Consider the following 12,797-nt stretch of genomic DNA (forward strand, 5'->3'; position numbering starts at 1 on the left):
TGGATACCCTTCGGCTGACGGTCGGCCCGCGCGGGAGCGAGATTGACGCTCTCGAATCAGCGGCCGTAGACTGAGTTAGTTATGCGATTCACGATTCTAGACGACCGACGCTCGGTTGTCATGGTCGCGGCCCTTGTGGCGATAGCAGCGCTTCCCGTGCTTTCAGTCGACTCCGCCGACCCGCAGCAACCGATACGCGTGCTCGCCGTGGCAGCTGCGGCGGGCCTACTGTGCATTATCGGCGCTCCACGATGGGGTAGGTACCCCAAGCTCGCCACATCCGTCGCGGCGGTGCTCGTGGCGTGGGTGCTGCTGGCGTCGTTCGCGGGCGGGCTGCCAGCCGGCGTGTTCGGAGTCCATGGTCGATTCCAGGGGCTGGTCTCCGGTGCGACCATCGTACTGGCGGCCGCGGCAGGCCTCACGTTGCCCGGCAGGTACGGGAGGGTGTTGGGCTATGCGATTGCGGGCTTCGGTGTCGTGTTCTCCGGGTTCGTGCTCGTACAGGCGGCACTCGGCATGGATGCCGTGGGATTCTCTAACAACCGCGTGGTCGCCGGCGGGTGGCTGGCTATCTCGCTGGCCGTCACGCTCGCCTCATCCTACGTCGCTACCGGTCGTGATCGTCTGGTGCTGCCAGCGTCTGCGCTCTTCATCGCGCTCGGGCTGGGTGTCACCGGGACACGCGGTGCATGGATCGGCGCCCTGGCGGGCCTTGTCGTCGTCGTCTACGTGGCCCTACGCACGCGTACCCCCCGCACGCGCCTGGTGCTGATCATGTCACTCGTGTCGGTGCTGGCGATCATCGCCGGTGTCACGCTGTTCGGTGTGGCGGAATCCTCAGCCAAGCTCGACCCGCGAGCGCTGTCATCCGGGTCGGCGGCCAGTCGGTGGCAGATCTGGCGGGGCGCTGCGGCCATGACGGCCGCCAACCCTGTGATCGGGGTCGGCACGGGCCGCTTCATCTACGAGTTCCCCGCCTTCCAGCCGTTGGAGCACGCCGCCGCAGAGGCCCTCGACACTCGGCCCGACACCGCACACTCGGGGCCGCTGCATCTGGCTGCCGAGGCGGGGGTACCTGCGGCGTTGGCCGGCCTCGTGCTGGCGGGGCTCGCGGTGGTCGGTGGAGCGAGCGGCGTGAGACGACGCGACGCCGCTGCGCTGATAGCGCTGGCGGGTTTTGCGGCATACCTCGGACAGTCCCTGTTCGGGGTTGCGGCCGTGGAGGTCGACGCGCTGGGATGGCTGCTGGGCGGGCTCGCGGTGTCACGCGCCGGCAGCACCTCAGAAGAGACGCCGGCACGATCGCCTCAGGCATTCCGCATCCTTGCGGGCGTGGTTGCGCTCGGAGTGGTCGTCGCCTGCGTCTGGTACCTTCGCGCGGATAACGACTTCGCGGACTCATCACGCGCCCTTGCGGCGGGCGACACCCGGACAGCGGCGCGTGCCGCCGCCGCCGCGGTCGTCGGCAACCCGCTCGTCGATGTTCACCGGGTAGCGCAGGCTGACGCGGTCCTGTACGAGCCGGTACCAGCCGTCCGCGCGGTGGAGTTGCCCGACGCGCAGGCCGCCGTCGCGCGCGGGCTGGAGATGGAGCCAGACTCATATGACCTCATGTTGGCGCGGGCTCGGCTGATTGCCACGGCGGATTCGTCACCCGACGAGATCGCGGACGCATACCTGATGGCGGTGAAGCGCTACCCGCTCGGCGTCGAGGTGAGGGTCGCGGCGTCGAATGCGTTGCGCGATGCCGGGCGAACTGATGAGGCGGCGGCGATCGACGCCGCTCTTGCGGCACTCGAGTCTGCTCGGGAAGCACGATGATGAGGCCGAACGGCGCGCGCCGCGTGCTCTCCTCGATCCGCGCTATCGGCGTGCGGCGGTTCGCCGTCTGGTTCGCCGTTGTGGCCGTTGCCTGGACGGGACTCACGGTGGCCGTGGGCGTGCTCGTCGACGGACAAGCGGTGTGTGCCCGGGCGTGTCACGCGATGCGCATCTACGGCACTGAGTCGGCCAACACGGCCCACCGCGGTGTCGACTGCATCGAGTGTCACGGTACGCCGGGCGCCTTTGGTGGGCTGGCTGACGGGTACGCGCTCCAGCGTCGAGCCGGGGCGGCATTGCTCGGGAGAGTACCGGCCGCCTCAGTGGTCAATGACGCACCGTGTCGCGGATGCCATCCCGCGGTCGGCTCGGCAACCATCGTTTCGCGCGGCATCTCCGTGCGCCACGCCGACTTCATGGAGGAGCCGTGCACGGAGTGTCACGGGGGTACCGGACATCGGTTCGAGGACCGCATCTACGAGATCGCGCAGATGGATGACTGCATGCAGTGCCACTCGAGCTCGGCTCGCGAGCCGTCCGGCTGCGAGCTGTGTCACGTGCCGGACGCCAATCGCGACCGGCTCAAGCAGACGAGCACATGGCAGATCACGCATGGCAAGCAGTGGCGCACGACACATGGCATGGGCGATCTGAAGACGTGCGTGTCGTGTCACGTGCCCGCATACTGCGCGCGCTGCCACGGGGTGGGCCTGCCTCATCCGCTGGCATGGCAACGGCAGCATGGCGAAGGCGCGACGGCGATCGGGGTCTCTCCCTGTCACACGTGTCATGAAGAGTCGTGGTGCGCAGATTGCCACGGCGTTGAGATGCCTCACCCCACTGGGTTCTTGCCGCGCCACGGGCCGATTGCCGACAAGACCGGCGAGGATCGCTGCCACAGCTGCCACCCGAAAGCCGCGTGCACCGATTGTCACCTGAGGTCATCGCACCCTGACGCCCCTGGTGTAGACAGCATTCACACCGGCGATACCGAGGTGGGGCCCTGATGGATCTCACCACACTCGCTGAACGGTTCGCCCTCGGTCTGGCGGTTGTCAGAGACCGTTTGCCACGCATCCTGGAGGATCCGCGGGCCTACCCGCGCGAAACGATGATCTTGGCGCTCATCGTCTCGGTCACGGTGATCGTGGTCGTGTTGCTCATTCTGTGGCTGGCGGGCTGGCTCGCGGACAGCGCCACGCGCTCGCGCCTGCGCATTGTGCGACGTGGTTCGTTGCCGACCGGCGCACGCTGGCTGCTGGGTGTCGGTGCGTTCCTCGCGGTTGCGGGCGTCATGACGCTTGCGCCTGCATGGTCGGTCACGAGTCCGGTGTGCGGTGCGTGCCATGCCGCGCGCGTCGGCGTCGACTCGTGGCGGATGGATGTGCACAACGGCGTGGGCTGTTACGGGTGCCACGCGCAAGGCGGCCTCACCGGGCCATGGGAGGCAAGCGCACGGGGCGTGGCCGCGCTCGTCACGGGCACGAGGCGTCCGCCCGCACAGGATCGTTCGTGCGTGTCGTGCCATCCCGAGGTTCTCGAGCAGACGATGGAGGCGAAGGGCATCCGTGTGCGCCACACCGACATCATTGGCGCGGGGCTCACTTGCCTGATGTGTCATCAGCACGTGGGGCACGCAGTGAGCCAGCCGACTTCGGTGACACCCGTCGTGGATTCGGATGCCATCGAGCGGCCTACCATGGCGCGGTGCATGAACTGCCACGACGGGGACACCGCCCGTGCCGAATGCTCGGTATGTCATGTGGGTCGCAAACCGTCGGACTCGGCCGGCGTCGATGTTCCGCGCGGCGATACGCCCGCACCGGTCACCTGCATCGGATGCCACAAGAAGGCGACCGACAAGGCGTGCGTCGAATGCCACGGATTGGTGCTGCCGCATCCGCCGTCGTTCCGCGTCGGTCATGCAGGCAAGTCGCTCCGTGACCCCGCGTTGTGTGCGAAGTGCCACGAGTCGGCTGTGGCGGACACGGCCAACGCCTGCGCATGCCACGACGTGCCAAACGTGCACGGCACGTACTCAGCGTGGTTCCCGGTGCATAGTACGGCCGCCCGCACCAACGGGCCGGGCGGCTGTCGATGCCACGAGTCTTCCTTCTGCGGTCGATGCCACGAAGAGGACCCGTTTCGCTAGGCTCGCTTGTGACGCGGGCATCACGCTTGCTAGGATGCTCACGTACTTAACCGTTCATTCATGAACGAAGTCGTTGAACGTGCCGTTCACTCGGCAGTGAAGGAGTGATGTCGTGGCAGGTAGTCTGCCCAAAGCGCGGCGTGTATCGGGATCCAATAGGACGGTGCTGGTGGTACTTGCGGTCGCCGCGCTGGTGCTGGCCGGTGCGCTCGCCTGGCTGCTGTTGAACGGGTCGTTCTTCAGTGACGAGCCGCAGTCGGGGCTCGAGAGGGACTACGCGCTTCTGATACAGGGCCTGCAGTCCAACCCCAAGGATCCGGCCACGCTCATGTCGCTGGCCGAGGTCGAGTTCGATCTGGGGAAGAAGGCGGACGCGTTCGCTCACGCGAACGATGCGGTCAAGTACGCCGGCGAGCAGTCCTTCTACAACTTGCGCTACGCGACGCTGCTCGTGCGCAACAACCAGCTTGAAGAGGCTGAGAAGGCGATCATGGTCGAGATCAAGATCACGAAGACCACGAAGGCGGAGCCCCACTTCCTCTACGCGCAGATTCTCGCCGAGCGGGAGGCGTACCCGGATGCGATCAAGGCGATGCAGACCGGGTTGCGCATCGATCCGACAGCCGCAGACATGGGCATCGTCTACGCGCAGATCCTCGAGAAGGCCGGCAAGAAGGATGCGGCAATCGACAACTATGAGAAGGCGCTGAGGTTCCTTCCCGGCAACGAGGAGGCCATAGCCGGCCTCAAGCGCTTGGGCGTCAAGTACTCAGAGCCGACCGGCACGGTTGATCCGCACAGCGCACCTGAGGGGCAGTGAGGCCGACGTGAAGAGCAACAGAGTCCTACTCCTGGTCCTGGCGCTGCTGCTGGTGCTGCTGCTTGGTCTCGGTGCGCTGTTCCTGTGGCTCACGGGAGGGCTTGACGCCGTCACCGACGGTGAGGCTGCTGAGCCTGCGGGAATCGTGCACGTGCGCTCCATCTACACGGCCGATGGGGAGAGCCTGCGCCTACCTGTGGGCCTTGACGCCGACGATACCGGCGACTTCTACGTGACCCTGCGAGACGCGCAGCGCGTCGTGGCCTTCGAGCGCAACGGCGACTGGGTCAGGTCCTTCGGCGAGCGCGGTGTAGCTCAGGGGCAGATGCTCGTGGCCACCGGCGTGGGCGTGGATCGTCTGGCCGATCACGTCTACGTCACCGACCGCTCCCGGCTGAGGCTTCTGTGCTTCACGACCGAGGGTGAGTTCCTCTGGGAGGTGCCGATACTCAATCCGCTGGCTCCGGTGGTGACATCAGACGGCATCGCGGTGCTCACCTTCGGCCCGATCGGACTGTTCTCCAGCCAAGGCGAGGTACAGGGCGAGGTGGGAACGCGCGGCTTGGAGGAGGGCCAGTTCGACTATCCGCGCTCGGGAGCAGTGGCCGAGAACGGGGATCTTGTCATCGCCGACTCCAACAACAACCGTGTGCAGAGGGTCAAGCCGGAGGGCGAGACCACGGCAACGGTGGTCTGGGTGGACGGCAAGCCCGGCCGGTTCCAAGACGATCCGCAGGTGGCGTACGGGCTTCCGACCGGAGTGACGATCGACGATCAGGGCCGGGTCTACGCGCTCGACGGCTTCAAGCACGAGATTCAGGTCCTCGACGCACAGACCGGCGAGCGAATCCACTCGTTCGGCGACCTGCAAGGCAAGGGCGACGGTCGCTTCAACCTTCCCACGTCCATCGCGCATCTGGGTGGAGACACCTTTGCGATCACCGATACGTACAACGATCGAGTTCAGATCGTTCGCTTGCTGCTTCCCGGCGAAGACGGATTGGTAGTGCGCTTCCCGTGGTTGTGGTGGCTGATACCCGCTCTGCTGCTGGGGATTCTGGCATTTGTGCTTGGCCGCAAGCGTTGGTACGTGACAGAAGCCGCGCTTGAGCGCGCTGAGGCAGAGGGCCATCTGCGCCTGCTTGCTGCCGTCGGGCGAAGACTGCTCGTGCTTCCTGAAGTGCGGGCGCGCTTCGAGAGCGTGAACGAGGACGGGCTTGCCATCGGCGAGTACCTGTTCGAGACCGGCGAGTCTGACGGTTCGGACGCAACCCAGAGGCTCATCGCGCAGGCAACGCCGCAGGGCTGGGATCGCCTGCTGCTGCCCCGTGTACGCATCATCGTGCGCGATGCCGACGAGCTCGCGGCCTTCGAGCAGGCGGCGGGCAAGACCCTCACCGTCGACGAACTGGTCGAGACGTATCGCATCGACGACGTCAATCCGAGCGCGGCCGGCGGAGTGTCCGACTAGGAGCGAGAAGCCTCCAACAGGCTCAGATTAGCGAGTCCATGAACGGGTGAGTCGGTAAACGGCTCACCCGTTCTTCGCTGCACAGGGCCATGAGCTGCGATTATAGCTTCAGCCTATGCTGAACATCAGTGAATTCGATAACTAAACCCCTTGATTCTAGTTATTCAGTTCACTATTCTTCAGTCAGGACCACAGAGTCCGTCCGCAAGCTCCACGCGGGCGCGCGTCAGTCCGGCCCATCCGGGTCGGATCTTGTCGGCAGGAAGGAGGTGCAACGAAATGACAAGGCGCAACACCACGAACATCAACAAGGAGGCAACAGTGATCAAGAGGATCATGCTCGTCTCCGTCGCTTTGGTGGTTATGTTGGCGCTCGGCATCGCTCCGGCGTTTGCCGAGGGTTACAACAACCCCCTTGAGTACACCCGAGCGACCGGCTACTTCGCCGGCCCGCACGGCGGCTACACCACGACTACCAACAAGTGCAACGACTGTCACTCCACGCACTATGCTGAAGGTAGTTTCAAGCTGCTCCGTGCAAGCTCCCGTGAAGCCGCGTGTGACTTCTGTCACGGCGGCGGCGGCGGTTCGACGGTCAACATTCAGATGGACAACGACTACAACACCGGCGCATTCTCGAACTCCAAGGCGTCGGCTGCGTCAACGACCACGATGGGCTTCGGCACCGGCCACACGCTCGGCTACGCCGGCAACGCTCCCGGCGACATCAAGCCGGCGTACAGCGATCCCGCGGGCTTCGCGTGCTTCGGCTGCCACAGCCCGCACGGCAACTCCGCACGCATCATGACGACCTTCGCCAACCCCGGCCGCGCATTTGTGGGCCCGGGCCAGCAGGGTCGCCCGACGACCGCTCAAGTCAACAACCCGGCTTCCGGCGTGTTCTATCCGATCAAGGCCGGCTTCGGCAATGGTGACCAGGACGGTTCGCTCGAGTCGACCGCCCACGGTTCTGCGGTCAACGAGTGGGGTGTCGACGTTGACTACGGTAACTTCGTTTGGTTCGCCCCGAATCCGACCGGTGGTAATCCGGTGCTGCGCTATCGTCCGATCTGGCCCTCTGGCCGCTTCCTGCTGCTGAAGAACCCGCACGGGGATGTCCAGGAGACCAAGACGGACACGCAGGTAGCTGACTTCGGCGTCACCGCCACTGACGGTGTCAACAAGTTCGCCATCAACTGGGTCGAGCCCTTGGGCCCTGCGGACGGCACCTACGGCGGCTTCCAGGACAACGACAACGACAACGCCTTCCCGTTTGCTCCGGCTTCCGGCTCCTCGCCGACCGGCACGGGTGGTTTCCTGTCGGCGTTTGAGTTCTGCACCGACTGCCACGACGGTACTGCCGGTGCTTCCACTCAGCGCGCTGAGGTCTGGAAGCCCAACGCGAGCGATTCCACGACCGGCACCTATGTCACCGCGTACGCGCACGATGTACAGCCCCGCCATTGAGCACGCCAGATGCCCATCGGGACCGATGGGGACGGGCGTGACGATAACGAGGGCCCGCACTGCCGCAACTGCCATGTCGGCGCGAGCAACTGCGATGTGTGCCACTCGGATGACAGCACCAACTTCTCCGCCGCCTTCACCGCCACCGCCACCGCGTCGGTGGCTGGCAAGACCAACTACGCTTCACAGTCGTACCTGAAGCAGAGCGCCGTCAATGGCGTAGGCACAGCGTGCCTCGACGGCGGTTTCAGCTACCCGCACCGCACGTTGGGCGCGAACATGCTGAAGGACGAGCTCTATGGTGTCGACTTCGACGGTACCCCGGTCGCCTTTGGCGAGAGCCGCGGTACGAACGGCGGCAGCGCCACGGACACGGTCGACGTCTTCTCGCTTGGCGACCCTGCCAAGTTCGACGGCACCGACTTCGCCCTGTGGACCGGCGAGACTCGTAACGCCTCGTCGACGATTCCGGCTGTCCGCAATGACTCCGGTGCGCTTGAGAACACCGCTGTCGAGAATATGGACTCCGTGTGTATCGACTGCCACGGCGATGCCACCTACTGGAACGGCGACAACGCCGCCTTCTCGAAGGTGACCTCGGTCTCTCCGCTGCCTTTGGGCACCTACGGCTCCGGTACCCTCATGGGCTGGGAGCTCCTGCTCAAGGGTCTGCCTTAGGCCGCATAGCGTGACTGCGTGAATGCGTGACTCGGGAGGCCTCGCTGCTCGTCGGCGGGGCCTCCCTCCTTCTCGTGGACTCACGTGAGGCCAGGACCGGGCGCCCGTGGCAGGTTGCGTGCGCTTCGTGTCGAATACCCAACAGCAGGTCGCGAAGACGCAGGCCACTCTTGGACGCGTGATACACTGGGCTCTCGCGCGCGTCATGCCGTGTGACGCATGCGAGGGTGCGACGTTCACGTCGCTAGGGTCCGGTCATACCCTTCGCAAGAAAGGACCCCATTCAGCATGCCCAAAGTCGACGTCATGTTGCTTCACGCTCCGGCTGTCTATGACTTCCGCGAGCGTTCGATCATGTTCGGTCCGGTATCGGACATGGTCCCCTCCACGCCGATATTCGAGATGTACCCGCTGGGTTTCACCACCATGGCCGAGTATCTCGAGCGCCATGGTGTTCGCGTGCGCATCGTCAACCTCGCGGTACTGATGCTCAACAAGCCCGACTTCGACGTCGAGGCCTACGTCCGTTCGATGGACGCGACTCTGTTCGGCATCGACCTGCACTGGCTACCTCACGCTCACGGGTCGATCGAGATCGCCCGCATTGTGAAGAAGTACCACCCCGACACCCCCGTGGTGTTCGGCGGGCTCTCCTCGACGTTCTTCCACGAGGAGCTGTGCGCCTACGACGCCGTCGACTTCGTGCTGCGTGGCGACTCCACTGAGGAGCCTCTGCGCAGGCTCGTGGATGCCGTCAAGCGCAATGGGCGCCTCGACGAGATTCCGAACCTCACCTGGAAGGACTCGACGGGCACCGTCAACGTCAACCCGCTGTCGTGGGTCCCGTCGGATATGAACGCCATCTCGCTCGACTACTCGTTCAACATGAAGTCCGTGATCCGCTATCGCGACATGATGGGGGTCGTGCCGTTCAAGGATTGGCTCAAGTACCCCGTCTGCGCTTCGCTCACCTGTCGCGGATGTACCCACGACTGCGTGACCTGCGGAGGCTCGGCCTACTCGTTCCGCGAGCACTTCGGTCGCGACAAGACCGCCTTCCGCGATCCAGAGCTGCTGGTGCGCGACATCGAGCACATCCAGCGCTACATTCCGGGTCCGATGTTCGTCCTGAACGACTTCTTGCAGGCTGGTCGCGAGTACACCCGTGACTTCGTCAAGGGTTTGCAGCGCATCGATATGCGCAACCCGATCGGCTTCGAGTTCTTCAAGCCGCCGCATGAGGAGTTCTACGAGTTTCTGGGCGCCCATCTCAAAGACTGGTCGGTGGAGATCAGTGTCGAGAGCCACGACGACGCGGTGCGCTCGGCGTTCGGCAAGAGCCACTACACCATCGATCAGGTCGAGCAGACCGTCAAAGACGCCCTGAAGCATGGATGCAGCCGATTCGACCTGTACTTCATGAGCGGCATCCCCACGCAGACCGCAGAGTCGGTGCGCGAGACAGCCGAGTACATCGCCTATCTGTACGACGCCGTCGGCAACGACCCGCGCCTCCTGTGCTTCGTGAGCCCCATGGCGCCGTTCCTCGATCCGGGATCGCGGGTGTTCGACAACCCGGACGCCTATGGCTACACCCTGCGCGCGCGCACGCTCGAGGAGCACCGTGAGCGGCTCGTCTTGCCCTCATGGAAACACATCATGAACTACGAGAGCGACGCCATGACCCCCGACGAGATGGCCGACGCCACCTACGATGCCGGATTGGCCGTCAATCGCACCAAGGCGGCAGCAGGCATCATCGACCAAGCGACCGCTGACCGCACCGAGACCCGCATCCACGAGGCGCGCGTCGCCATGGCGCGCATCGACGAGATCATGGCCGGGCCGGCGGCGCTCCAACAGCCGGCCCTGTGGGCGCTCAAGCACGAGTCCGATCGGCTGTCGCAGTCGACCGTCTGCGAGAAGAGCGAGCTCAACTGGCCGCACTCGGTGGAGATTCGCCATGTGGCCGCCGCAGCAGGGCTGTGGCTGAGCGAGAACGTGAAGCACGCCGTCGGGCGAGTCAAGGGTATCGCTCCGCCCGCGATGTCGGATAATCACACGGGCACGACGACGCAGACAGCGTGTGATCCGACGGAAGCCTGAGGACGTATCCATGTCACAACAGCAGCCGGCGCCCGGTCAAGCCACCGAGGAGCGCGTGAAGGGCATCTTCTCGTCCATCGCGGGTCGTTACGACTCGTTCAACGCCGTCGCTTCGATGGGGATCGATCGCTCCTGGCGCAGGCAGCTTGTCAAGGCGTGTGCGATTCAGCCCACCGACCGCGTGCTTGACCTGTGCGCCGGGACAGGCGATGTCGCGCTGGCCATCGCCGCCCAAGCAGGCCCTGCGGAGGTCATAGTCACCGACTTCACGCCCGAGATGCTCGAGATAGCTCGCGAGAAGGGCAGCGCGTTCGACGGACGGACCAAGCTCACCTTCCAGCTGGCAGACGCGCAGGCGCTTCCCTTCGAGGACGAGTCGTTCGATGTGGTGACCGTCGCCTTCGGCGTGCGCAACCTGCCCGAGCGCGAGCGCAACTTCGCCGAGGTCAAGCGCGTGCTCAGGCCGGGTGGTCGCTACGTCATCCTGGAGTTCTCGCGCCCCCGGCTAGCGCCCTGGCGCGGCATCTACCACGTGTACCTTCGGCACGCCATTCCCGCCATCGGAGGTGCTCTGACCGGCGATCGTGAGGGCTTCGTCTACCTCAACGATTCTATTCGCCGTTTCCCCGCGCAAGCCGAACTCGCCGCGGAGCTGCGCGTCGCCGGGTTCTCGGCCATCAGCTGGCGCGATATGACCGGCGGCGTGGTCGCGCTCCATACCGCCGTCCGATAAGCGGACTCCGTTCGCTTTCGCTGCGGTAGAATCGGGTAAGCGCCCTAGCAACCGCTCCGAAGGGACGACGCGATGCTCCTCACCGCACGCTACGTGCTCCCCATCGCCACGCCGCACATCGAGTTCGGTGCGGTGCTCGTACGGGGCGACCACATCGTGGAGATCGGCGAATTCGAGCGCCTGAAGGAGCTGCACCCCGACGAGCCGGTCACCGACTTCGGGCTGGCCGCGCTCATGCCGGGCTTCGTCGATGCCCACACCCACCTTGAGTACACCGCGATGCGCGGGCTGGTTGACGATCTGCCCTACTCGAAGTGGAAGCTCCAACTGCTGCAAAAGGAGCGCCTCTTCGACCCTGAGGACTGGGAGGACTCCGCGCTCCTCGGCGCGCTTGAGGCGCTGCAGTCCGGCATCACGACCGTCGCGGACATCACGCAGAATGGTGCCTCCTTCCGCGCTGCTGTCGCGGCGGGGCTTCGCGGCGTGGTCTACCGCGAAGTGGCAACCATGGACAAGCGCCAGATAGCCTCAGTGATGGATCAGGCGAAGAGCGACATCGAGGCGTGGCGAGGCACCCCTGGTGCCGAACGCATCACGCCGGGCATTGCTCCCCACGCCCCGTACTCGTGTCACCCGCAGCTCTTCCGCTCGGTGGCCGAGTACGCTGCCGACGGGACGCCTGTTGCGATGCACTTGGCCGGCAGCCGCGAGGAGTACCAGTTCGTGAAGTACGGATCGTCGATGCTTGCCAACGACGTGCGTGATACGTTCGACCAGCACGCCCCCGCGTGGCTGCCCACCGGTGTGAGTCCCGTGCGCTACGTGCTGCAGTGGGGCATCTTCGATGTGCCGAACGTACTCGCCGTTCACTGCTCGCAGGTTGACGAGGCCGACATCGAGGTGCTGGCCTCGCACAATGTCGCCATAGCGTACTGCCCGCGCTGCAACGCCAAGCTCGGCATGGGCATCGCACCGGTCTGGCGCTTCCAGGCGGCCGGCATCAGGGTGGGTCTGGGCACGGATTCGCCCGCTGCCAGCAACTCCATGGATGAGTTCGAGGAGATGCGCATCGGGCTGCTCGTGCAGCGCGCGGTGCTCGGCGAGGAGCACTTCATTCCCGCCCGGCAGTTTGTGAAGATGGCCACGCTCGATGCCGCACGTGCCTTGGGCATTGACGACCGTGTCGGCTCACTCGAGCCCGGCAAGCAAGCCGACATCATCGCCGTGGACCTGTCCGAGTCGCATCAGGTGCCGACGCACTACCCGTACGGTACGCTCGTCCATACCGCCAACCAGGAGAACGTGCTGTGGACCATGGTGGCAGGAGAGGTGCTGTACCACGCGCACGAGTGGAGCCGCCTGGACCAAGAACGGCTGTTCGGGCGTGCCGAGGAGCTCCGTATGAAGCTTCGGCGCTGAACGCGCCCAACTCGTCCCGTTGGCTTAATCGTTGCTCATGATGGTGCGTCGCTCGGCGCCGAAAGCGTGTGGCGCCTCGCGAGCTCGATGCTCTATACTACGCGAGGTTCAGGCAAGCTAGGTGCGGGGG

Annotated in this window: 10 protein-coding genes; all 10 read left to right on the top strand. The window is 65.1% G+C overall.

What is annotated here, in order from left to right; all coding sequences use genetic code 11:
• Positions 1-81 precede the first annotated feature (81 nt).
• The 10 genes from U1E26_04560 (at position 82) to U1E26_04605 (ending at position 12,667) form a co-directional block, all read left to right on the top strand.
• Entirely contained in the window at positions 82-1,821 is a 1,740-nt protein-coding gene (locus tag U1E26_04560; GenBank protein ID MDZ4168914.1) for an O-antigen ligase family protein, read from the top strand.
• Positions 1,821-2,828, top strand: coding sequence for a cytochrome c3 family protein (locus U1E26_04565; protein MDZ4168915.1), 1,008 nt, complete (start codon positions 1,821-1,823; stop codon positions 2,826-2,828). The genes U1E26_04560 and U1E26_04565 overlap by 1 nt, the downstream gene beginning before the upstream one ends.
• Entirely contained in the window at positions 2,828-3,973 is a 1,146-nt protein-coding gene (locus tag U1E26_04570; protein ID MDZ4168916.1) for a hypothetical protein, read from the top strand. The genes U1E26_04565 and U1E26_04570 overlap by 1 nt, the downstream gene beginning before the upstream one ends.
• Before the next feature lie 112 nt (positions 3,974-4,085).
• Positions 4,086-4,793 (top strand): hypothetical protein, encoded by a 708-nt coding sequence (locus tag U1E26_04575; GenBank protein MDZ4168917.1) that lies wholly within the window; start codon positions 4,086-4,088, stop codon positions 4,791-4,793.
• A gap of 7 nt (positions 4,794-4,800) precedes the next feature.
• Positions 4,801-6,264, top strand: a complete 1,464-nt coding sequence (locus U1E26_04580) for a hypothetical protein (protein ID MDZ4168918.1) — start codon at positions 4,801-4,803, stop codon at positions 6,262-6,264.
• 279 nt (positions 6,265-6,543) lie between these two features.
• The gene (locus U1E26_04585) at positions 6,544-7,731 is read left to right on the top strand and encodes a hypothetical protein (protein MDZ4168919.1); all 1,188 of its coding nucleotides are present in this window, start codon (positions 6,544-6,546) and stop codon (positions 7,729-7,731) included.
• A gap of 9 nt (positions 7,732-7,740) precedes the next feature.
• On the top strand, positions 7,741-8,409 hold the full coding sequence (locus U1E26_04590) for a hypothetical protein (protein ID MDZ4168920.1): 669 nt from the start codon (positions 7,741-7,743) through the stop codon (positions 8,407-8,409).
• A gap of 288 nt (positions 8,410-8,697) precedes the next feature.
• Positions 8,698-10,515 carry a TIGR04190 family B12-binding domain/radical SAM domain protein gene (locus U1E26_04595; GenBank protein ID MDZ4168921.1) on the top strand — a complete coding sequence of 606 codons (1,818 nt, stop codon included), beginning with the start codon at positions 8,698-8,700 and terminating at the stop codon, positions 10,513-10,515.
• Between the two features lie 10 nt (positions 10,516-10,525).
• The gene (gene ubiE, locus U1E26_04600) at positions 10,526-11,248 is read left to right on the top strand and encodes a bifunctional demethylmenaquinone methyltransferase/2-methoxy-6-polyprenyl-1,4-benzoquinol methylase UbiE (protein ID MDZ4168922.1); all 723 of its coding nucleotides are present in this window, start codon (positions 10,526-10,528) and stop codon (positions 11,246-11,248) included.
• Between the two features lie 72 nt (positions 11,249-11,320).
• Positions 11,321-12,667 carry an amidohydrolase family protein gene (locus tag U1E26_04605; protein ID MDZ4168923.1) on the top strand — a complete coding sequence of 449 codons (1,347 nt, stop codon included), beginning with the start codon at positions 11,321-11,323 and terminating at the stop codon, positions 12,665-12,667.
• The last annotated feature ends 130 nt before the right edge of the window (positions 12,668-12,797 follow it).

The organism is Coriobacteriia bacterium (assembly GCA_034370385.1).
In the GTDB taxonomy this organism is placed as follows: Bacteria; Actinomycetota; Coriobacteriia; order Anaerosomatales; family PHET01; genus JAXMKZ01.